Source organism: Mycobacterium sp. NGS50, from assembly GCF_059812545.1.
Genome location: NZ_JCALCW010000004.1, coordinates 99,228 through 120,286, shown reverse-complemented (window position 1 = coordinate 120,286; position 21,059 = coordinate 99,228). Strand labels below are relative to the sequence as shown.

The following is a 21,059-nucleotide window of genomic DNA, read 5'->3' as shown; positions in this document are numbered from 1 at the left end:
ATGGCTAAACCCCGCAGCATGGCTGAGAACAAGGCCGCCCGTGCCGAGGCGAAGGTCGCCCGCAAGGCCGCCGCCCGTCAGCGCCGCGCCCAGCTCTGGCAGGCGTTCGGAATGCAGCGCAAGGAAGACACCCGGCTGCTGCCCTACATGATCGGCGCGTTCGTGCTGATCGTCGGCGCGGCGACCGCGGTCGGACTGCTGACCGGCGGAACCTCCTCGTTGATCCTGATGGTCCCGGCCGGGGTACTGCTCGGCGTGCTGGTGGCGTTCATGATCTTCGGCCGCCGCGCCCAGCGATCGGTCTACCGCAAGGCCGAGGGCCAGGCGGGAGCGGCGGCGTGGGTGCTGGACAACCTGCGCGGCAAGTGGCGCGTCACCCCCGGGGTGGCCGGGACCGGCCACTTCGACGCCGTGCACCGGGTGATCGGCCGGCCCGGTGTGATCTTCGTCGCAGAGGGATCGGCGGCGCGCCTGCGGCCGCTGCTGGCGCAGGAGAAGAAGCGCACCGCGCGGGTGGTCGGCGAGGTGCCGATCTACGACGTCATCGTCGGCAACGGCGAGGGCGAGGTGCCGCTGGCCAAGCTGGAGCGGCACCTGACCAAGCTGCCGGCCAACATCAACGTCAAACAGCTCGACACCCTGGAGTCCAAGCTGAACGCGCTGGGCGCACGCACCGGTGTCGCCGGCCTGCCCAAGGGGCCGATGCCGGCCGGGGCCAAGATGCGCGGCGTGCAGCGCACCGTGCGCCGGCGGTAGACCGCGACGCTCAGCGACGCACCACCGCGGTGCGGGTCAACTGATCCTGGGCGCCGCGACCGTCGCCGTCGGTGAACAACGCCGGAATCACCAGCGCCACAATCACTCCACGGGCCAGCGCGCGCCCCAGGCCGACACCGCGCTGATCCACCGATACCACCCGCAGCCCACACAGGTACTGCCCGGGAGTGAACCCGAACAAGCGCAGCGCCGCCACACCCAACAGCAGCCAGATCACCAGCACCGCGGTCGACAGCCACGCGGGGGTGAGCACACCGAACGCCATCGCCAGCCCGGCCAGGCCGTAGGCCAGCAGCCAGTCGACCAGCAGCGCCGCCAGCCGGCGTCCCGTGCGGGCCAGCGATCCCGGGCCGTGTTCGGGCAGCCCCAGCCGCTGGCCGGGATACCCGGCCTGGCGCCCCGGGTCGTCCATCCCCGGGCCGGACAGCCAGGAGGACAGTTCGCGGGCCATGGACCCACCCTAGGCGGCGGCGGAACATACCCGGCTGGACGGGCACCGCAAGGCGTTGCGTAACGTCTGCGCAACAGACTGTTACGTGCGGGAAATATGGGCTCCATAACGTCCCCTTGGGGTCCACTTACGTAGAGGAGAACACTTCTGTGACCGACAAGACCGCCGACGACGTCCTCAAGCTCGTCAAAGACGAGGACGTCGAGTACATCGACATCCGCTTCTGCGACCTGCCTGGGGTCATGCAGCACTTCTCGATTCCGGCGTCGGCGTTCGACCAGAGTGTTTTCGACGACGGGCTGGCCTTCGACGGTTCCTCGATCCGCGGCTTCCAGTCGATCCACGAGTCGGACATGATGCTGCTGCCCGACGCCAACACCGCGCGGATCGACCCGTTCCGGGCCGCCAAGACGCTGAACCTGAGCTTCTTCGTACACGACCCGTTCACCCGTGAGCCCTACTCGCGTGACCCGCGCAACGTCGCCCGCAAGGCGGAGAACTACCTGGCCAGCACCGGCATCGCCGACACCGCCTTCTTCGGCGCCGAGGCCGAGTTCTACATCTTCGACTCGATCGCCTTCGACTCGAGCATCAACGGCTCGTTCTACGAGGTCGACTCGACGTCGGGATGGTGGAACACCGGGCAGGCCACCGAGCTCGACGGCAGCCCCAACCGCGGTTACAAGGTCCGGCCCAAGGGCGGCTACTTCCCGGTGGCGCCGGCCGACCAGTACGTCGACCTGCGCGACGAGATGACCACCAACCTGATCAACGCCGGGTTCACCCTGGAGCGCGGCCACCACGAGGTCGGCACCGGCGGCCAGGCCGAGATCAACTACAAGTTCAACACGCTGCTGCACGCCGCCGACGACCTGATGCTGTTCAAATACATCATCAAGAACACCGCCTGGCAGGCCGGCAAGACCGTCACGTTCATGCCCAAGCCGCTGTTCGGTGACAACGGATCCGGCATGCACGCCCACCAGTCGCTGTGGAAGGACGGCAGCCCGCTGTTCTACGACGAGTCCGGCTACGCCGGCCTGTCGGACACCGCGCGGCACTACATCGGCGGCATCCTGCACCACGCGCCGTCGCTGCTGGCGTTCACCAACCCCACCGTCAACTCCTACAAGCGGCTGGTGCCGGGCTACGAGGCCCCGATCAACCTGGTCTACAGCCAGCGCAACCGGTCGGCCTGCGTGCGCATCCCGATCACCGGCACCAACCCCAAGGCCAAGCGCATCGAGTTCCGCTGCCCGGACTCCTCCGGCAACCCGTACCTGGCGTTCGCGGCCATGCTGATGGCCGGCATCGACGGCATCAAGAACAAGATCGAGCCGCAGGCGCCGGTGGACAAGGACCTCTACGAGTTGCCGCCGGACGAGGCCGCCAACATCCCGCAGGCCCCGACCCAGCTGTCCGCGGTGATCGACCGCCTGGAGGCCGACCACGAGTACCTCACCGAGGGCGGCGTGTTCACCTCCGACCTGATCGAGACGTGGATCAACTACAAGCGGGAGAACGAGATCGCGCCGATCAACCTGCGGCCGCACCCGTACGAGTTCGCGCTGTACTACGACGTGTAAGTCGGCGCCTCGCGCTGACTCCGACTGAAATAGACGTCTAAATTCGCATACAGCCCCGAAAATCGGCGGTTTACGCAATTTAGACGTCTATTTCAGCGCGACGCAGGTGTTCGCCACGGCTGATCACCGCGTCCAGCGCCGCCGCCACGGCCTCGAACCGGTGAAACACCTGCTGGTAGGAGGCGCGGAAGGGCAGATAGCCCAGGCGGTGCGCCGCCAGGTCGCGGTCCCGATCCGGTTCGATGCCGTCACCGGCATGGTGCGCCCGGCTGTCGGCCTCGACCAGCAACCGCCGCCCCACCAGGAAATCGACCCGCCCCACCGTGGGAATGACCACCTGGCTGCGGTACTCGATGCGACGGGCCCGGAAGTACAGCCGCAGCACCGTTTCGGTGCCGGACTCGGCCGACCCGTCGGCTGCCGCCAGACAGCGATGCACCCGAGCCGACCGGCCCGACAGCATGTCCCGCAGGTGCTCGGGTTCCACGATCCGCCTGTTGAGCAGCGAATCGAACACCGCGATCAGTTCGGTGCCGTCCAGGCAGTGGGTCGCGGCGAGCACCGACGATTCCAGGTCGTCCACCGGTCGGCGGGTCGGCGCCACGCCCGCGCAGAATCGGACACCGGAAACGTTGCCCGCCGCCCGCCGCCGGTAGCCGTTCATCCGCACGTGCAGCACCCAGGCTTCCCGTTCCGGAATCCACACGCCGCGTTGGCTCAACGCCGAGACACAGCTGAGCGCCCCGCCCAGGGCCACGGCGCGGCACACCGCCGGGTCGGCGTGCGGCCCCGCGAACCAGCCGGAGCGCAACCGGCGCAACGCATCCGAGGCCACCATCTCGCGGATCCGCGAATCCCCGACTCCCGCCGCGACCAGTTCGCGGCGCGACACCACCCCGGAGCGGCCCAGCAGCCAGTCGAGTTCGGCCACGCCTGTGATCGTCGCCGCCCGCGACGGGTTCCGGTGTTCACTCCGGCGGCTGCTGTGGACAACCGGAAAGGGCCAAACGAGCCGGTCGGACGGCCCGATGCGGGGCTGAGCTCATCCCGTGGGGGGTAGGCCACAATCACGGCAAGCACTCAGGTAGTGTTCAGAAGTCTGGTTAGCCTTACCTTAGGAGAAAGTGGTTATGGAGCTCGCTGCTCGCCCGTACGTCACCGCTGGTGTGGTGCTCGCCGCCGCCGGCATGATCGCCGCTACACCGGTGGTCGCCCCGGCCCTGTCACAGGTGCACACACAGAACATTCAGCTGACCGCTGGGGAGGCCGGCAGCTTTCTGGAGGACATCCTCGGACAGCAGCTCGCCTCCAACTCCTCGCTGATCGAGGGGCTTTTCAGCTCCAACGCGGACATCGTCGCGGGTCAGACCACGTTCATCGCCGACGTGTTCAATTCCCTGAAGGAAGCCGTGGCCAACGGCGACCTCGAGGGCATCCGCCCCTACGGCGTCAACGTCACGCTGCAGCAGTTCTTCGACGCCAACAACGCGCTCGGCGGCGCGGCGCAGGCCTCGATGCTGGGCCTGCTCGGCGCCCGCGGCACCCTCGACGACGAAGGGGTCTTCACCTCCTTCGACCCCGCTCAGCTCAACGCCGGTCTGCTGGTCGACCCCAACCACACCAACAGCATCCCGTTCGCCGGGCTGGAGAGCGCCATCGGGCACTACATCGGTGCGCTGGCGTTCGCTGCCGCCATCGACAGCTCGGTTCCCGGCAGCAGCATCGAAGACGGCCCCGCCGGTGAGGCCTTCGAGGAGCTGGTGGCCAGCGTCACCAACTTCAACGACGAGCTGGTCTCCGCGCAGCAGGCGTTCAGCACCAACCTGGTCGACGCCGAGCTGGCGCTGGAGCAGGCGCTGTACGGCACCGACAACGCCTACAACGGTGTCGTCAACAACGCGTTCAACATCTTCAACCTGATGTTCGACGCCCAGCAGCAGAGCCTCAACGGTCTGCTCGGGATCACCGCCTACGACCCGCAGGAGCTCACCGGCCTGCTGCTGATCGGCAACGACTCCGGCGCCCTCGACGACGGCAGCATCGGTGGCCTGATGGGCGCGTTCGACCAGAGCATGGCGCTGTTCGCCAACCTCGGCGGACTGCTGGGCGGCGCCGACACCGGCATCCCGAGCGGCTTCGAGTTCGACCCCGACGCTGTCGGCACCGCGCTGAACGACCTGTTCGCCACCCTGGGCAGCGGCCCCTTCGGCGACGTGTTCAGCGCCGACGGCGCGTTCTCCGATCTGATGAGCGACCTGGGCACGATGTTCACCGCGGCCTTCGCCGGCTGATTCGCGGTTGTCGAACGGCGGGCCACCCCCGGGTGGCCCGCCGTATCGTTTGGCTATGACGCTGCAGCGGTACTCCCCCGCCGTCCTGAGCCTGTTCCGGGTGGTGTTCGCACTGCTCTACACCGCGCACGGCACCTCACTGCTGTTCGGTTGGCCGATCGGCACCCGCATCCCCGTCGGCGTCTGGCCGGTGTGGTGGGCCGGCATCATCGAGTTCGTCGCCGGGACACTGATCATGTTCGGGTTGTTCACCCGCCCAGCAGCATTCATCGCCTCCGGGCAGATGGCGGTGGCCTACTTCTGGCAGCATCAGCCGCACGCGCTGTGGCCGATCGACCCCGCCCAGGGCGGCCACGGCGGCGGCGAACCGTCGGTGTTGTACTGCTTCGCGTTTCTGCTGCTGGTGTTCTTCGGACCCGGCGGCTACGCGCTGGACAACACGGTGCGGACGCGGCTGGCCCCGCGCAGCTAGTCCAGGCCGAGGTCCTTGCGGAAGCGCCGCATGTCGTCGAACTTCTGCTCCAGGGTGGCGCTCGGCCCGGTGTAGAACATCCACGGCATGGTCAGCACGCCGGTGATGCCGGCCGCCTCGGCACGCTGGTAATCGGCGGTGGTGAACGCATCGGTCAGCGGCGTCAGGATGGTGAAATCGTCTACCGGCAAACCGTTCTCGGCGCGCAGCTCACGTAACCGCCCCGCCGCCTCGATGGCCCGGTCGGTGGTGATCAGGTCGCCGATCCAGCCGTCATTGCGCGCGGCCCGGCGCAACGCGATGTCGCTGAGTCCGCCGACGTAGATCGGGATCGGCGGCGGCGTGGGCATCATCTCCAGCTTGGGCGTGGAGTAGAACTCGCCGTCGAACTCCGTCCAGCCCGGCGCCCACAGCGCCCGCATCAACTCCAGCATCTCGTCGGTGCGCTTGCCGCGCGCCGCGAAACGCTGTCCCATCAGTGCGAACTCCTCTTCGCACCAGCCGACACCCACGCCCAGCTCGACCCGGCCACCGGACAGATACGCCGCCGTCCCAATGGCTTTGGCGGCCGAGTACGGGTCGCGCATGCCCGGAATGTAGACAGTGGTGACGAACCGCAGCCGCGTGGTGGCCTGCGCCAACGACCCGACCAACACCCACGGGTCCGGCCAGTCGGTGAACGGCTGCCAGCGACGCTGGCCGTCGCGGGTGTAGGGATACGGCGTCTTCAGCGTCTCCAGGTTGACCACGTGATCGGGAATCGCCATCCCGTCATAGCCCAGTTCATCTGCGACGCGGGCGATCTCGACAACCTCGCCGGTGTCCAGGAACGCGGTGCTGATGTAGAACTTCATTCGGCTTCCCGGGCCCAGGCCGGCATGATGAACACGCCGTCGGCTTCGACGGTGACGCCCTCGGCGTCGATCAGATGGCCGCGGGCATAGGTTTTGATCCCGTCGCGACGTTCGATGAACGCCTCGGCGCGCAGCGACCCCAGCGGGGTGCCGCGCAGGTATTTGCAGCTGATGGTCCCGGTGAATTGCGGCTTCATCAGCCCGGAGCTGGCCGCCTCGCCGAGAATGTGGTCGAGCACCAGTGCGCAGATGCCGCCGTGCACCCAGCCCGGCGGCACCTCGTAGGCGGCGCCGAGTTCGAAGTCGCTCCAGCACCGTCCGGCGCCGTCGTGGTGGATGATCAGCGGCGGCGCGATCGGGTTGCGCATCCCGATGACCGGGTTGGCCCACACCACCGGGCGCCCGGTGTCCTCGTGCCGCAGCCGTCCGGTGCCGTTGTGCCGGACGCGCTGCAGGGTCGCGGTGACCGCCTCGATCGCGGCCTGCGCCTCCCGGATGGTGTCGTCGTCCACCCCGGTGTGGATGCCGGCGTCGATCAGGTCGCGGATGGCCTGGGTGAACGGGGAGTACACCGAGTGCAGACGGTCATGTTCGTCCGCGGCGATCACATCAAATGTGAAGTCCATCTACATTTACTAACACCAGCCCTGGCGGCACCGGCCCGCGGGGCCACCCAGGCCCCCTTCGTGATCGACGCCGGCGAGCGGAATATCGGGTGAACCTAGCGCCGGCGTCGATCTCGACGCGGGCAGCCAGAAAAACCTAGTCGCCGAACACCTTGTGCACGACGGCCTTTGCCCGCCGGGTCACCCGCAGGTAGTTGTCCAGGAACGCTCCCCCGTCGTCGTCGCGCCAGCCGGCGGCCACCGCGACCGCGTTGAGCTGGCGGCCGGGCCCGGGCAGCTGATCGGTGGGCTTGCCGCGGACCAGCACCAGGGCGTTGCGGGCCCGGGTCGCGGTCAGCCAGGCCTGCCGCAGCAACTCGACGTCCTCGGCGTCCAGCAGCCCCTCGGACTCGATGACGTCCAGGGTTTCCAGCGTCGACGTGTTGTGCAGCGCGGGAATCTCGTGCGCATGACGGAGCTGCAGCAACTGCACCGTCCACTCGATGTCGGCCAGCCCGCCGCGCCCCAGCTTGGTGTGGGTGTTGGGGTCGGCCCCGCGCGGCAGCCGTTCGGCGTCGACACGGGCCTTGACTCGGCGGATCTCGCGGACCGCCTCGGCGGACACCCCGCCGGCCGGATACCGGGTCGCGTCGGCGACCAGCAGGAACCGGTGCCCCAGGTCGACGTCACCGGCGACCCGGTGGGCGCGCAGCAGCGCCTGGATCTCCCACGGCTCGGCCCACTGGTCGTAGTAGGCCGCGTAGGAGGACAGCGTGCGCACCAGCGGGCCGTTGCGCCCCTCGGGGCGCAGGTTGGTGTCGACCTCCAGCGGCGGGTCGACACTGGCGGTGCCCAGCAGCGCGCGCAACTGCTCGGCGACCGACGCCGCCCAGCGCACCGCGGTCGCGTCGTCCGCGCCGGCGGCCGGTTCGCACACGAACATCACGTCGGCGTCGGAGCCGTAGCCCAGCTCGGCCCCGCCGAGCCGGCCCATGCCGATCACCGCGATCTTGGCCGGCGCGTCGGATTCGCGCCCCGGCTGAGGCAGATTGACCCGGATGATCGCCTCCAGGGCGGCCTGCAGCACCGCCACCCACACCGACGTCAGCGCGTAGCACACCTCCTTGACCTCGAGCATGCCCAGCAGGTCGGCCGAGGCGACGCGGGCCAGTTCGTAGCGGCGCAGGCTGCGTGCGGCGGCGATCGCCCGCACCGGGTCGGGGTAGCGCCCGGCGGAGGCGATCAGCGCCCGCGCAACCGCGTCGGGGGCCGCGTCGAGCAGCTTGGGGCCGGACCCGCCGTCGCCGTAGGACTGGATGACATCCGGGGCACGCATCAGCAGGTCGGGGATGTAGGCGGAGGTGCCCAGCACCTGCATCAGCCGTTTGGCGACCGCGTTCTCGTCGCGCAGCGTCGACAGATACCAGTGATATCCGCTGTGCGCCTCGCTGAGTCGCCGGTAGGCCAGTAGCCCGGCGTCCGGGTCGGGGGTGTCCGACAGCCAGTACAGCAGCTTGGGCAGCAGCACCGTCTGCACGCGCCCGCGCCGCCCGCTCTGGTTGATCAGCGCGGCCAGATGGGTCAGCGCGGCCTGCGGGGCGGCGTAGCCCAGCGCCTCGATCTGCCGCGCGGCGGCTTCCGGGCTCATGCCCTGCGCCAGGCCCATGTCGGGGCCCACCGCGTCCAGCAGCGGCTGGTAGAACAGCTTGGCGTGCAGCCGCGACACCCGCAGGTTGTGTCGCTTGAGGTCCTCGCGCAGCACGCCCAGCGCGTCGCGCCGCCCGTCGGGGCGGATGTGGGCGGCGCGCGCCAGCCAGCGCAGTCCTTCGTCGTCGTCGAACGCCGGCAGCAGGTGGGTGCGTTTGAGGCGCTGCAGTTGCAGCCGGTGTTCGAGCAGCCGCAGGAACTCGTAGGAGGCGGTCAGGTTGGCGGTGTCGTCGCGGCCGATGTAGCCACCGGCGCCCAGCGCCGCCAACGCGTCCAGCGTCGAGGCCACATGCAGCGACTCGTCGCTGCGGCCGTGCACCAACTGCAAAAGTTGCACGGCGAACTCGACGTCGCGCAGCCCGCCGGAGCCCAACTTGAGTTCGCGGTCGCGGACCTCGGCGGGCACCAGCGACTCCACCCGCCGGCGCATCGCCTGCACGTCGGCGACGAATCCGTCGCGCTCGCAGGCGGTCCACACCATCGGGGTCAGCGCGTCCACGTATTGGCGGCCCAGCTCCGCGTCGCCGGCGGCCGGCCGGGCCTTCAACAGGGCCTGGAACTCCCAGGTCTTGGCCCACCGCTGGTAGTAGGCGATGTGCGAGTCCAGGGTGCGCACCAGCTGCCCCTGTTTGCCCTCCGGCCGCAGCCCGGCGTCCACGGCGAAGAAAGCCGCCGACGCCAGCCGCATGGTTTCCCCGGCCACCCGGGCACTGATCGAGTCGGCGTCTTCGGCCACGAAGATGACGTCGACGTCGCTGACGTAATTCAGTTCGCGGGCACCGCATTTGCCCATCGCGATGATCGCCAGCCGCGGCGGCGCGGTGTCGGGACCACAGACCAGGTCCTGGGCCACCAGCAGCGTGGCGGCCAGGGCGGCGTCGGCCAGATCGGCCAGGTGCGACCCGACCCCGGTGAACGGCAGCACCGGTTCGTCCTCGACGGTGGACGCCAGATCCAGCCCCGCCAGCACCAGTAGCCGGTCGCGGTACAGGGTCCGCAGCTGGGTCATCCGCGCGTCGGGGGCATCGGTCGGGTCCCCGGCGCACGCGACGAACGCCTGGTGCAGCTGCGCCAAGGACGGCAGCTCGGTGTCGTTCAACAACCGCCAGGATTGCGGATTGGCGATCAGGTGGTCCCCCAGCGCCAGCGACGCACCGAGCACACCGAACAGCCGGCCCCGCAGGCCACGGTCGGTGCGCAGCGCCGAGTTCAGCTCGGCCCAGTCGGTGCCGGGGGTTTCCGACAGGGTGACCAGGGCGCGTAGCGCGGCGTCGGCATCCGGTGCGCGCGACAGCGCCCACAGCAGATCGACGTGTTCAGCGGTGTCCCAACCCAGCTTGGCCAGATCGGCGCCGGCCTCAGGTGCGACGAGACCGAGCCGCCCGGCGCTGGGCAGCGCGGACCGTTGCGTGGTGGGGCTGGTGGGATTAGCCACGTTCACGACGGTAGCGCAGCGCGCTACAGAGACAGGTACGTCTTCAGCTCATAGGGTGTGACGTGGCTGCGGTAGTTCGCCCACTCACTGCGCTTGTTGCGCAGGAAGAACTCGAAAACGTTCTCCCCCAAGGTTTCCGCGACCAGCTCGGACTTCTCCATCTCGCGCAGCGCGGCATCCAGGCTGGACGGCAGCTCGCGGTAGCCCATCGCGCGGCGCTCCTCGGGGGTGAGGTCCCAGACGTTGTCCTCGGCTTGGGGCCCCAGCGCGTAGCCCTTCTCCACGCCCCGCAGGCCGGCGGCCAGCAGCACGGCGAACGTCAGGTAGGGGTTGCACGCCGAGTCGGGGCTGCGCACCTCCACCCGCCGCGACGACGTCTTGTGCGGGCTGTACATCGGCACCCGCACCAGCGCGGAGCGGTTGGCCGCACCCCAGGACGCGGCGGTGGGCGCCTCGCCGCCGTGTACCAGCCGCTTGTAGGAGTTGACCCACTGATTGGTGACGGCGCTGATTTCGCCTGCGTGCTCAAGGATTCCGGCGATGAACGACTTGCCGACGTCGGAGAGCTGCAGCGGGTCGTCGGGGCTGTGGAAGGCGTTGGTCTCGCCCTCGAACAGACTCATGTGGGTGTGCATCGCCGAACCCGGGTGCTCGCCGAACGGCTTGGGCATGAACGAGGCCCGCACCCCGTCGTTGATCGCGATCTCTTTGATCACGTACCGGAAGGTCATCACGTTGTCAGCCATCGACAACGCGTCGGCGTAGCGCAGGTCGATCTCCTGCTGGCCGGGAGCGTTCTCGTGGTGGCTGTACTCCACCGAGATGCCCATCGACTCCAGGGCGTCGATCGCGTGCCGGCGGAAACCGGACGCCGAGTCGTGCACCGCCTGGTCGAAGTAGCCGGCGTCGTCGGCCGGCACCGGCGGCGACCCGTCGTACGGGCCAGGCTTGAGCAGGAAGAACTCGATCTCGGGGTGCACGTAGCAGGCGAAGCCGAGGTCGCTGGCCTTGGTCAACTGGCGGCGCAGCACGTGCCGCGGGTCCGCCCAGAACGGTGAGCCGTCGGGCATGGTGATGTCGCAGAACATCCGTGCCGAGTGGTGCTGGCCGGAGCGGCTGGTCCAGGGCAGCACCTGGAAGGTCGACGGGTCGGGCCGGGCCACGGTGTCGGATTCGTATACCCGGGCAAAGCCCTCGATCGAGGATCCGTCGAAGCCGACGCCCTCCTCGAAGGCGCCCTCCAGCTCGGCCGGGGCGATCGCAACCGACTTGAGGTAACCGAGCACATCGGTGAACCACAGCCGGACAAACCGGATGTCGCGTTCCTCCAGCGTGCGCAGCACGAATTCCTTCTGTCGATCCATGCTGCGAAGCGTATCGCGTCCTAACAGCGGATGCTGCCCGGCGACACTCCCGCGACGAAATAGCGCATCACGGCGTCGTCGACACAGCGCTCACCATTGAATACGACGGTGTGCTGGGTCCCTTCGAAACTGATCAGCGGGGCTCCGAGTTGGCGGGCCAGGCTGACCCCCGCCGCGTACGGGGTGGCGGGGTCGTGGGTGGTGGATACGACGACGACCTTGCCCGGCGCCACCGCCGCGACAGCGCCGGGCGCGGAGGTCGCCGGCACCGGCCACATCGCGCACACGTCGCGCGGCGCGAACCCGGTGAACGATCCGTAGGACAGGAACGGCGCCACCTGGCGGATCTGGCGATCCGCCTCGGCCCAGGTGGCGGTATCGGTCGGGGACGGGGCGTCGACGCAGCGGATCGCGTTGAACGCGTCCTGAATGTTCTGGTAGTGCCCGGCGCGGTCGCGGCCCTGGTAGTCGTCGGCCAGCGCGAGCAGGTCACCGGGGTCGGTGCCGCGCTGCAGCCCGAGCAACCCGCTGGTCAGGTACTTCCAGTACTGCGGGGTGTAGAGCGCGTTGATGGTTCCGGTGATGGCGTCGGCGTAGCCCAGCCCGCGCGGGTCCTTGGTCGCGGCGGGCCTGGTGACCAGCGGATTGACCAGCTGGTGGTAGCGGTTGACGGCCTGCGACGGGTCGGTGCCCAGCGGGCACCCGGCTGACCGGGCGCAGTCGGCGGCGTAGTCGTTGAACGCGACCTGAAAGCCCGCCATCTGCGCGATGTTCTCCTGGATCGGCCCCACGCTCGGGTCGATGGCGCCGTCGAGCACCATGGCGCGTGCGTGCTCACCGAACCGCTCCACGTAGGCGGTGCCCAGCTCGGTGCCGTAGCTGTAGCCCAGGTAGTTGATCTGCTGCTCACCCAAAGCCTGACGGACCATGTCCATATCGCGTGCGGCCGAGGCGGTGCCGACGTTCGCCAGGAACGCGGTGCCCATCCGCTCGACGCACTGCCGGACCAGCTGCTGGTTGACGGCGTCGATGCGGGCCACCCCGGCCTGGCTGTAGTCGGCCATCGGTTCGCGCCGGTACGCGTCGAACTCGGCGTCGGTGCGGCATCGCAGCTCGGGGGTGGAGTGCCCGACCCCGCGCGGGTCGAAGCCGACCAGGTCGAAATGCTCACCGATCGGGGTGTCCTCGAGCGCTTCACCCATGCTCGCGACGGTTTCGACCGCCGACGCACCGGGCCCGCCCGGGTTGATCAGCAGCGACCCGATGCGTTGACCGGTCGCCGGGATCCGGATCACCGCCAGCTGGGCCTGCTGGGTGCCCGGATGGTCGTAATCGACCGGAACCGGCACCATCGTGCAGCGCGCGGTGGGGATGTCGCTGACATCGCCGAGGACCGGGGCGCAGCTTCCCCACTGCACCTGGCCGGCGGCGGATTCGGTCGCCTGACCGGACTCCGGGGTGGCGTGAACGGCTGGGCTCACCACGGTCGCCAGTAACGGAAATAGGCAAAACGCAGAGCTCAGTAGTCTCATGCGCAACACGCGTCACATCGTCGCACGGGTAGCGGCGCCGATCGATGTCGGAAACGTCACGCGTCGGTCTCTAATGGGCCCGACGCGGGCTCAGCACTTCGAGCCGGGCGGCGGCACGACACCGTCGATCAGGTAGTCGGCGGCGAACTTGTCCACGCAGTCGTTGCCCTCGAAAACCACGGTGTGCTGGGTCCCGTCGAAGGTGAGCAGGCCGGCGTGCATCTGCTCGGCCAGGTCGACACCGGCCTGGTAGGGCGTCGCGGGGTCGTGGGTGGTGGACACCACCATCACCGGCGGCAGCCCGGGCACCGACAGCGCATGCGGTTCGCTGGTCGGCGGCACCGGCCAGAACGCGCAGGTGCCCAGCGGCGCATCGCCGGTGAATTCGCCGTAGCTCATGAACGGCGCCACCTCACGGGCACGGCGGTCCTCGTCGATCACCTTGGCCCGGTCCTTGACGGCGGGCTGGTCCACGCAGTTGATCGCCACCCGTGCGTCGGTGGCGTTGGAGTAGTGGCCGTCGGAATCGCGCTGCATGTAGACGTCGGCCAGCAGCAGCATGGTGTCGCCGTGCCCCTTGACCAACTCTTTGAGGCCGTCGGTCAGGTGTGACCAGAACGACGGCGAGTACAGCGCCATCAGGGTGCCGACGATGGCGTCGCCATAGCTCAGCCCGCGCGGGTCCTTGGTCTTGGCGGGCTGCTCCACCAGCGGGTCGACCAGGCTGTGGTAGACGTCGACGGCCTTGTCGGGGTCGGTACCGAGCGGACAGTTGGCGGCTTTGGCGCAATCGGCAGCGAAGTTGTTGAAGGCGTCCTGGAATGACGCGGCCTGCCGCAGATCCTCCTCGATGGGGTCGGCGTTGGGGTCGATCGCGCCGTCGAGGATCAGCGCGCGCACGTTCTGCGGGAACGCCTCGGCATACGCCGATCCGATCCGGGTGCCATACGAGTAGCCCAGGTAGGTCAGCTTGTCGTCGCCCAGCGCCGCACGCAGCGCGTCCAGGTCCCGAGCCACGTTGACGGTTCCGGAGTTGGCCAGGAACTTGGCGCCCGACTTCTCGACGCAGCGCTGCACGTAGGCCTTGGTCTCGTCCTCGATGTGTTGCACCCCGGCGGGGCTGTAGTCGACCTGCGGCTCGGCGCGCAGCCGGTCGTTGTCGGCATCGGAGTTGCACCAGATCTGCGGCTTCGACGACGCCACCCCGCGCGGGTCGAAGCCGACCAGGTCGAAGCGTTCCCGGACCCGCTCGGGCAGTCCGTCGACGACCCCGAGCGCCGCCTCGATGCCGGACTGGCCGGGCCCGCCCGGGTTGATCACCAGCGACCCGATCTTGTCCTTGGTGGCGGGAAACCGGATCAGGGCCAGCAGTGCGGTGTCGCCATCGAGGTGGTCGTAGTCGACCGGCACCGCGATCGCACCGCACTGCGCGTCTTTGGGGATCTTCGCGCTGCCGGACAGCACCTGGCAGCGACCCCACTCGACCGCCTGGCCGATCTTTGCCTGGTGCATGACGGCGCGACCGGCGACGACGCGGTCCTGGCCGATCACGAACACCAGCGCAGCGGTCATCGTCAGGATCAGGCAGACCAGCGTGGCGCGCGCAAGTGTGTCGCGACGAGACGAACCCATGACGCCCTATGCTGCCATGCGCAGATCAGCGGGCGGACCAGCCCGGCGGTTCAGCGAGGCTCGCCGCAGGCGAGGCGAAGCTGGGACCGCCGCATCAGCTCAGCGGTTCAGCGAGGCTCGCCGCAGGCGAGGCGAAGCTGGGACCGCCGCATCAGCTCAGCGGTTCAGCGAGGCTCGCCGCAGGCGAGGCGAAGCTGGGACCGCCGCATCAACCGCGGCGGTTCAGCGAGCGGCAACCACCAGCTCCTGCATCGCGGGGCCGAAGTCGTCGGCCATATCCCACAGATCGGGCAGCAGCTCCGGGCAGGACACCAATCCGACGTTGAGCTTGCCGTTCAGCGACATCACCGTGATGTTCAGTCCGGAGCCATGGAACACCGGCCCCAGCGGATACATGGCGGCGACCTGGGCGCCCAGGAAGTACAACGGAACCTGCGGGCCCGGCACGTTGGAAATCACCAGGTTGTGCACCGGGCGCCGCTCGGTCAGCCGGGTGCTCGCGTACAGACGCATCGCGACACCGAAGACCGCCGGTGCGGCGAACTGCGACCAATCCTGCAGCAGCGTCGCCCCGATAGCCGAACTGTGTTCTTTGGCAATCGAATTCGCTTCGGCGATGGCTTTGAGCCGTTCGGCCGGGTCAGCGATCTGGGTGTGCAGGTGAGAAAACATGCCCGACACCTGGTTGCGGCCGGGCCGATCGGATTTGCCATGCACCGACACCGGCACCTGCGCCACCAGCGAGGTCTCCGGCAGTTCGCCGCGGTCCGCCAGGAACCGGCGCAGCACCCCGGACACCAGCGCCATCACCACGTCGTTGACCTTGACACCGAAGTGGTCCTTGACCGTCTTGATGTCATCGAGGTCCAGCTGGGCGTAGGCGACATTGCGGTGGCCGGTGATGCTGGCGTTGAACGCGGTGCGCGGGGCGGTGAACGGCGAGGCCATCGCGGAGCCGCTGCGGGCCCGCTGCACGGTGTTGACCACCGACGACAACGTGCCCGGCAGCATGGCTGCCAACTGCAGCGGCCGGCTGACGAACCGGGCCAGCCCGCCGGCGACGATCTCCAGCGAGCTGGCGTCACCGACGCCGGGCACCGGCTCCGGGTCGGGGGCGTCGGCTTCGGTGCTGCACAACTGCGACATCAGGTTGGCGCCGGTGACCCCGTCCACGCCGGCGTGATGCACCTTGGTCATCACCGCGATCCGGCCGCCCTGCTGGGCCTCGCGTCCGTCGAGACCTTCGATCACCCAGGTCTCCCACAGCGGACGGCTGCGGTCCAGCGGCAACGAGGCAATGTGGCCGCAGATCGCCGACAGCTCGAATTTGCCGCCCGGCGGCGGCAGCCCGATGCGGTGCAGGTGCCGGTCGACGTCGAATGCGGGGTCTTCGACCCACACCGGATGGTCGAGGTTCAGCGGGCTGTCGGCAAGCTTCTCCCGGAACGCCGGCATCGCCTTCATCCGCAGGTCAAGGGCATCTCGAAGTTTCTCGAAGGTGTATCCGCCCGGAATCGTGGCGGTGTCCAACTCCAGGATCGAGCACACATGCAACGGCTGGGTGGGCGTCTCCAGATACAGGAAACTGGCGTCGAGTCCGCTGAGTCGTTGCATTTCGCTGATGGTAGGTGCAGCAAACCTCGACTGATACCTCAATCGGCCCACCGGATCACATTGTGAGGAAATCCACTGGTCGCAGTCGTTCATCCCGAGGGTGACAAGTGGCACACTGGCAAGGGTCAGATGAACCCGGGGACCCGACAGGGCCACGAGGATCAACCCGACCACCATCGAGGACACCGATGTCTGAGCAATCCGTCTACGGGTCCAATGCGCCTGCGCGCCGGCCCCAAACCCGCATCCACCACCTGCAGCAGATGAAGTCCGAAGGCCACAAGTGGGCCATGCTGACGGTCTACGACTACTCCACCGCCCGGATTTTCGACGACGCCGGCATCCCGGTGCTGCTGGTCGGTGACTCCGCCGCCAATGTCGTCTACGGCTACGACACCACCGTGCCGATCTCGATCGATGAGCTGATCCCGCTGGCCCGCGCCGTGGTGCGCGGTGCACCGCACGCGCTGGTGGTCGCCGACCTGCCCTTCGGCAGCTATGAGGCCGGGCCCGCCGCGGCGCTGGCGTCCGCCACCCGATTCATGAAGGAAGCCGGCGTGCACGCGGTCAAACTGGAGGGCGGTGAACGGGTCGCCGACCAGATCGCCACGCTGACCGCGGCCGGCATCCCGGTGATGGCGCACATCGGCTTCACCCCGCAAAGCGTCAACACCCTGGGCGGCTTCCGGGTGCAGGGCCGCGGCGACGCCGCCGAACAGGCCATTCACGATGCGATCGCGGTCGCCGAGGCGGGCGCGTTCTCGGTCGTCATGGAGATGGTGCCCGCCGAGCTCGCGACCCAGATCACCGGCAAGCTGACCATCCCCACCGTCGGTATCGGCGCCGGGCCCAACTGCGACGCGCAGGTGCTGGTGTGGCAGGACATGGCCGGCATGACCAGCGGCAAGACCGCGCGGTTCGTCAAGCGATTCGGTGATGTCGGCGCTGAATTACACAGGGCCGCAACGCAGTATGCGCAGGAAGTGGCCAGCGGGGCGTTTCCCGCCGAAGAGCACTGCTTTTAGAAGGCCCCGTCCTGTGGGCGGTGATGTGGCAGGCTGGTCGTCGTGTCCACCGGCGGCCCGAACACCTCGCGACATCGAGAGGTCGAGCGCAAGTTCGACGTCGACGAGTCCGCCATCTCGCCGTCGTTCGACGGCATCGCCGGGGTTGCCCGGGTGGAGCAATCGTCGTCGCACGCGTTGGAGGCGGTCTACTTCGATACGCCGGGACACGACCTGGCGAACCGGCGAGTCACGTTGCGCCGGCGTAGCGGTGGTCCCGACGCCGGCTGGCATCTGAAGTTGCCGGCCGGGCCCGATACCCGCACCGAGGTGCGTGCGCCGCTGGGTGCAGAGATCCCCGACGCACTGCTCGATGTGGTGGCGGCGATCGTGCGGGACCGGCCGCTGTCCCCCGTCGCGCAGATCTCCACCGACCGCAGTGTTGTGGTGCTGCGTGACGGCAACGACGAGGTGCTGGCCGAGTTCTGCGACGACCGGGTCACCGCGCAGGCCGGCGACGACGCCGAACGGCGTTGGCGGGAATGGGAACTGGAGCTGGGCTGCGGCGACCTCAAACTGTTGAACCGGCTCAGCAACCGGCTGCTCGACACCGGGGCGGTGCCGGCCGGCTACGGCTCCAAGCTGGCCCGTGTGCTCGGTGCGGGCTCGGCGCGCCCCCGCCCGGCCGACCGGATGCACCGCGCCCTGGCTGAGCAGGTCGAGCAGCTGCTGGTGTGGGATCGCGCGGTCCGGGCTGACGCCGACGATTCGATTCACCAACTGCGGGTGGTGATCCGCAGGATCCGCAGCCTGCTACAGGCCAGCCTGGAACCCGACGAGGACAGCTGGCTACTCGACGAACTGCAGCAGTTGGCCGCCCTATTGGGGGTGGCGCGCGATGCCGAGGTGCTCGGGCAGCGCTACCAGCAGGCGCTCGACGCGCTGGCGCCGGAACTGGTGCGCGGGCCGGTGCGCGATCAGCTGGTCGACGGTGCCGCCCGGCGCTATCACGCCGGCTGGCGACGAAGTCTTGCCGCGATGCGCTCACCGCGGTACTTCCGGCTGCTCGACGGCCTGGACGCACTGGTCAGCGCCGCGCCGTCCGGAGCGGGCGCGGCAACCGTCGACACCGCCTCCCACCGACTGCGCAAGGCGGTGAAGGCCGCTAAGCGGGCCGAGACGGCCGAGCGCGACGCGGCACTGCACCGCGTCCGCAAGGCCGCCAAGCGATTGCGGTACACCGCGTCGGCGGCCAAGAAGACCAAGATCGCCAAGCGCGCGAAAGCGATTCAGACACTGCTCGGCGAGCATCAGGACAGCGTGGTCAGCCGTGCGCATCTGCTGGAGCAGGCCGACATTGCCGTTGCGGCCGGCCAGGACACATTCACCTACGGGGTGCTGTATCTGCGGGAGGCCGATCTGGCCGAGCAGTGCCGCGGGCGATTGCGGCCCGCCCTGCGCAAGCTCCGCAAGGCGTTGTAGCGGGGCGGACGAGTTGGCCTGTAAGCCGGATTCTGTTCCGCGCCACGAGGACGCGGCGGCGACCATCCATCTGGACACACCGTTGCCGGGTGCCTCGAGCGGCCTACCCGCAGGCTCGGGCGAGCAACCCTCTAACGCCTGCGCGACCGCACCGCAGTGCGGCCTTCTTGGCCTTGCTTCGGGTGGGGTTTACCAAGCCATTCCGGTCACCCGGAATGCTGGTGCGCTCTTACCGCACCGTTTCACCCTTACCACCAAAAGGTGGCGGTCTGTTTTCTGTGGCACTGTCCCGCGAGTCACCTCGGATTGCTGTTAACAATCACCCTGCTCTGTGAAGTCCGGACTTTCCTCGACGCGCGGTATGCGCGCCGCGGCCGCCCGGCCAACTCGTCCGCGCTGCTCACCGTACCGTCTTGCGGATGTCCAAGCATCCACAACCGTCTGAGATACTGCCCCGGTGAACCCGTACCCGCCGAACTGGACGCCCGAGGTCGGCGGGTATCCGCCGAATGGTTACCCCCAGGGTGGTTATCCCCCACCCGGGCACTATCCCCCGCCCGGGTATCCCCCGCAGCCGTACTACGGCCCCGACCCCCAGGCCCCGTTCGGTCGCGACCCCGCGACCGGCCAACCGCTGTCCGACAAGTCCAAGATGACCGCGGGTCTGCTGCAGTTGTTCCTGGGCGGATTCGGCGTCGGCCGGTTCTATCTCGGCTCGACGAACATCGCCATCGGCCAACTGGTCACCTGGTTCGTCGGATTTCTGCTGCTCTTTCTCTACGGCATCGGGGCGATCGTCTTGTTCGGCCTGAGCATCTGGGCGCTGGTCGACGCCATCATGATCTTCACCGGCTCGGTGCGCGACCAGTACGGACGCCCATTGCGCCCGTAGCCGCCCGCCGCAGCTACGCCGCGTGCTGGTCCGGCAGCATCAGCCGGATCACTGCCGCCTCGACCTTGCTGACCTCGACGGCCGGCGGCCCGGTCGGCATCGGCGGAGCCGTCGAGGAATAGCGTGCTCCCGTCGGGGTACGGAACTCCGCACGATGCCCCGCGTCGTCGCAGGTCCGGACCCGCCAGCCGGCGGCCTCCTTGGCGTAGTTGCACTGCTCGCACAGCCCCAATCCGTTCGACGCCGACGTCGGCCCGCCGCGGCAGTGCGGCGTGGCATGGTCGCGGTGCCGGATCGGTGCGTCGCAGTAGGGCGTGCGGCACCGCTGGTCACGCAGCCCGATGAAGTCGGCCAACCCTCGGGGGAACAGCCGCGACCGGGACTCCATCGCGACCAGCGAACCCGATGTCGGGTGGGCATACAGCCGCCGCAGGGTGGCCTTGGATCGTGGGTCGGTCGCCGCCGCCCGAATCCACTGTGCGGCAACTTCAGCCGGGATCGGGCCGTAGCCTGACACCAGCGCCGACCCGGCAGCGCCGCCGAGCAGCACTTCATCGGAGAGCAGCAGGTTGACCGCCATCGAGATCGGCTGCGCGGCGTCTCGCCCGGTGACCCGCTCGACCAGCGTGTCGGCCATCACCTGTCCGAGCGAGCGATCGTCACGGCTGGTCTCGGCTGCCCGGCGCAGTGCGGCATACACCGAAACGCCCTGGGCGACCGGAAGCAACGCGGTCAGATACGTCATGGTGTCGGGCGCCGGCCGAATGGTGACCGTGCGGTCTTTCTCGGCTCGCGACGCCCGGTCGACCACCGCATGCGGATCCAGCCGGTAGGCGACCTGTTTGGCGGCGGCCGTCAGCGCGGCGTCCCCGACCCCGTCCAGCTTCCCGATATCCGCGCACAATTCGGTGTCCAGCCGGCCCCGATCCTCCACGTCCAGGCACGCCGATTCCCGCACCAGGATGGTCGCCCGCCACTCCGAGAGGGCACCGGCTTCCAACGCGGCCAACGTGTGCGGCATCTCGTGAACCAACGCTTTGGCGAACCCCAGATGCCGCCCGCCGCGCACCGGCGAATCACGCCGCGCCAGCGCGACCTCGCTTGCCACCCCCCGGCCACGCCGCGCCGTCGGCATCCCGGCCTCGGCTTCGGCGGCCCGCCGGGCCGCGTCGAGGGCGGCCGCTGCCCGGGCCTGCCCCGCCGCCGCGGCGGACTTGACCCGTTCCAGCAGGGCAATACGTTCCACCAGCTCCGACTCGGGCACGCCGGCATCCAGCACCGCCACCCCTGCCGAGAGGGCGGTCACCGCGTCCAGGTCGATCATGTTCATCACGGTATGCCGGGGGTCTGACAAGTTTTAT

Annotated in this window: 17 protein-coding genes and 1 other RNA gene; 7 read left to right on the top strand and 11 right to left on the bottom strand. The window is 68.9% G+C overall.

The window, feature by feature from the left end; translation table 11 throughout:
* Window positions 1-756, top strand: coding sequence for a DUF4191 domain-containing protein (locus tag AC5Y36_RS04585; RefSeq protein WP_500039671.1), 756 nt, complete (start codon window positions 1-3; stop codon window positions 754-756).
* 10 nt (window positions 757-766) lie between these two features.
* On the opposite strand, the gene AC5Y36_RS04580 is transcribed toward AC5Y36_RS04585, so the two are convergent.
* Window positions 767-1,228 (bottom strand): RDD family protein, encoded by a 462-nt coding sequence (locus tag AC5Y36_RS04580; RefSeq protein ID WP_500039670.1) that lies wholly within the window; start codon window positions 1,226-1,228, stop codon window positions 767-769.
* A gap of 149 nt (window positions 1,229-1,377) precedes the next feature.
* On the opposite strand from AC5Y36_RS04580, the gene glnA (AC5Y36_RS04575) reads away from it, so the two are divergent.
* The gene (gene glnA, locus AC5Y36_RS04575) at window positions 1,378-2,814 is read left to right on the top strand and encodes a type I glutamate--ammonia ligase (protein ID WP_500039669.1); all 1,437 of its coding nucleotides are present in this window, start codon (window positions 1,378-1,380) and stop codon (window positions 2,812-2,814) included.
* Window positions 2,815-2,893: 79 nt separating this feature from the next.
* Here glnA (AC5Y36_RS04575) and AC5Y36_RS04570 read toward each other — a convergent pair whose 3' ends face one another.
* Window positions 2,894-3,745 carry a putative endonuclease domain-containing protein gene (locus AC5Y36_RS04570; RefSeq protein ID WP_500039668.1) on the bottom strand — a complete coding sequence of 284 codons (852 nt, stop codon included), beginning with the start codon at window positions 3,743-3,745 and terminating at the stop codon, window positions 2,894-2,896.
* A gap of 199 nt (window positions 3,746-3,944) precedes the next feature.
* On the opposite strand from AC5Y36_RS04570, the gene AC5Y36_RS04565 reads away from it, so the two are divergent.
* Window positions 3,945-5,105, top strand: coding sequence for a hypothetical protein (locus tag AC5Y36_RS04565; RefSeq protein ID WP_500039667.1), 1,161 nt, complete (start codon window positions 3,945-3,947; stop codon window positions 5,103-5,105).
* 55 nt (window positions 5,106-5,160) lie between these two features.
* Window positions 5,161-5,577, top strand: a complete 417-nt coding sequence (locus tag AC5Y36_RS04560) for a DoxX family protein (RefSeq protein WP_500039666.1) — start codon at window positions 5,161-5,163, stop codon at window positions 5,575-5,577.
* Here AC5Y36_RS04560 and AC5Y36_RS04555 read toward each other — a convergent pair.
* The 7 genes from AC5Y36_RS04555 to AC5Y36_RS04525 all read right to left on the bottom strand — a co-directional run bounded on the left by AC5Y36_RS04555 (window position 5,574) and on the right by AC5Y36_RS04525 (window position 16,320).
* Window positions 5,574-6,431, bottom strand: a complete 858-nt coding sequence (locus AC5Y36_RS04555) for a TIGR03619 family F420-dependent LLM class oxidoreductase (protein ID WP_500039665.1) — start codon at window positions 6,429-6,431, stop codon at window positions 5,574-5,576. The genes AC5Y36_RS04560 and AC5Y36_RS04555 overlap by 4 nt on opposite strands.
* Window positions 6,428-7,057 (bottom strand): PaaI family thioesterase, encoded by a 630-nt coding sequence (locus AC5Y36_RS04550; RefSeq protein WP_500039664.1) that lies wholly within the window; start codon window positions 7,055-7,057, stop codon window positions 6,428-6,430. Before AC5Y36_RS04550 ends, AC5Y36_RS04555 begins: the two co-directional genes overlap by 4 nt.
* A gap of 136 nt (window positions 7,058-7,193) precedes the next feature.
* Window positions 7,194-10,178, bottom strand: a complete 2,985-nt coding sequence (locus AC5Y36_RS04545) for a bifunctional [glutamine synthetase] adenylyltransferase/[glutamine synthetase]-adenylyl-L-tyrosine phosphorylase (protein ID WP_500039663.1) — start codon at window positions 10,176-10,178, stop codon at window positions 7,194-7,196.
* Between the two features lie 23 nt (window positions 10,179-10,201).
* The gene (gene glnA / locus AC5Y36_RS04540) at window positions 10,202-11,542 is read right to left on the bottom strand and encodes a type I glutamate--ammonia ligase (RefSeq protein WP_500039662.1); all 1,341 of its coding nucleotides are present in this window, start codon (window positions 11,540-11,542) and stop codon (window positions 10,202-10,204) included.
* A gap of 20 nt (window positions 11,543-11,562) precedes the next feature.
* Entirely contained in the window at window positions 11,563-13,074 is a 1,512-nt protein-coding gene (locus AC5Y36_RS04535) for an alpha/beta hydrolase (protein ID WP_500039661.1), read from the bottom strand.
* A gap of 90 nt (window positions 13,075-13,164) precedes the next feature.
* Window positions 13,165-14,706: an alpha/beta hydrolase gene (locus AC5Y36_RS04530; protein ID WP_500039660.1), complete on the bottom strand. Its 1,542-nt coding sequence runs from the start codon at window positions 14,704-14,706 to the stop codon at window positions 13,165-13,167.
* 222 nt (window positions 14,707-14,928) lie between these two features.
* Window positions 14,929-16,320 carry a WS/DGAT/MGAT family O-acyltransferase gene (locus AC5Y36_RS04525; RefSeq protein WP_500039659.1) on the bottom strand — a complete coding sequence of 464 codons (1,392 nt, stop codon included), beginning with the start codon at window positions 16,318-16,320 and terminating at the stop codon, window positions 14,929-14,931.
* 188 nt (window positions 16,321-16,508) lie between these two features.
* Here AC5Y36_RS04525 and panB point away from each other — a divergent pair, with 188 nt between their 5' ends.
* Window positions 16,509-17,345, top strand: a complete 837-nt coding sequence (gene panB / locus AC5Y36_RS04520) for a 3-methyl-2-oxobutanoate hydroxymethyltransferase (RefSeq protein ID WP_500039658.1) — start codon at window positions 16,509-16,511, stop codon at window positions 17,343-17,345.
* A 42-nt stretch (window positions 17,346-17,387) separates the two neighbouring features.
* The gene (locus AC5Y36_RS04515; RefSeq protein ID WP_500039657.1) at window positions 17,388-18,806 is read left to right on the top strand and encodes a CYTH and CHAD domain-containing protein; all 1,419 of its coding nucleotides are present in this window, start codon (window positions 17,388-17,390) and stop codon (window positions 18,804-18,806) included.
* A 5-nt stretch (window positions 18,807-18,811) separates the two neighbouring features.
* Here AC5Y36_RS04515 and rnpB read toward each other — a convergent pair.
* Window positions 18,812-19,196, bottom strand: an RNA gene (rnpB, locus tag AC5Y36_RS04510) — RNase P RNA component class A.
* 67 nt (window positions 19,197-19,263) lie between these two features.
* On the opposite strand from rnpB, the gene AC5Y36_RS04505 reads away from it, so the two are divergent.
* Window positions 19,264-19,698, top strand: a complete 435-nt coding sequence (locus tag AC5Y36_RS04505) for a TM2 domain-containing protein (RefSeq protein WP_500039656.1) — start codon at window positions 19,264-19,266, stop codon at window positions 19,696-19,698.
* A 13-nt stretch (window positions 19,699-19,711) separates the two neighbouring features.
* On the opposite strand, the gene AC5Y36_RS04500 is transcribed toward AC5Y36_RS04505, so the two are convergent.
* On the bottom strand, window positions 19,712-21,022 hold the full coding sequence (locus AC5Y36_RS04500; RefSeq protein ID WP_500039655.1) for an HNH endonuclease: 1,311 nt from the start codon (window positions 21,020-21,022) through the stop codon (window positions 19,712-19,714).
* Between the last annotated feature and the right edge of the window lie 37 nt (window positions 21,023-21,059).

Coding starts and splice junctions, on each gene's coding strand:
- AC5Y36_RS04585 (WP_500039671.1), top strand. CDS start 1: ATGGCTAAACCCCGCAGCATGGCTGAGAACAAGGCCGCCCGTGCCGAG.
- AC5Y36_RS04580 (WP_500039670.1), bottom strand. CDS start 1,228: ATGGCCCGCGAACTGTCCTCCTGGCTGTCCGGCCCGGGGATGGACGAC.
- AC5Y36_RS04565 (WP_500039667.1), top strand. CDS start 3,945: ATGGAGCTCGCTGCTCGCCCGTACGTCACCGCTGGTGTGGTGCTCGCC.
- AC5Y36_RS04560 (WP_500039666.1), top strand. CDS start 5,161: ATGACGCTGCAGCGGTACTCCCCCGCCGTCCTGAGCCTGTTCCGGGTG.
- AC5Y36_RS04555 (WP_500039665.1), bottom strand. CDS start 6,431: ATGAAGTTCTACATCAGCACCGCGTTCCTGGACACCGGCGAGGTTGTC.
- AC5Y36_RS04550 (WP_500039664.1), bottom strand. CDS start 7,057: ATGGACTTCACATTTGATGTGATCGCCGCGGACGAACATGACCGTCTG.
- glnA (WP_500039662.1), bottom strand. CDS start 11,542: ATGGATCGACAGAAGGAATTCGTGCTGCGCACGCTGGAGGAACGCGAC.
- AC5Y36_RS04535 (WP_500039661.1), bottom strand. CDS start 13,074: ATGAGACTACTGAGCTCTGCGTTTTGCCTATTTCCGTTACTGGCGACC.
- AC5Y36_RS04530 (WP_500039660.1), bottom strand. CDS start 14,706: ATGGGTTCGTCTCGTCGCGACACACTTGCGCGCGCCACGCTGGTCTGC.
- AC5Y36_RS04525 (WP_500039659.1), bottom strand. CDS start 16,320: ATGCAACGACTCAGCGGACTCGACGCCAGTTTCCTGTATCTGGAGACG.
- panB (WP_500039658.1), top strand. CDS start 16,509: ATGTCTGAGCAATCCGTCTACGGGTCCAATGCGCCTGCGCGCCGGCCC.
- AC5Y36_RS04500 (WP_500039655.1), bottom strand. CDS start 21,022: ATGATCGACCTGGACGCGGTGACCGCCCTCTCGGCAGGGGTGGCGGTG.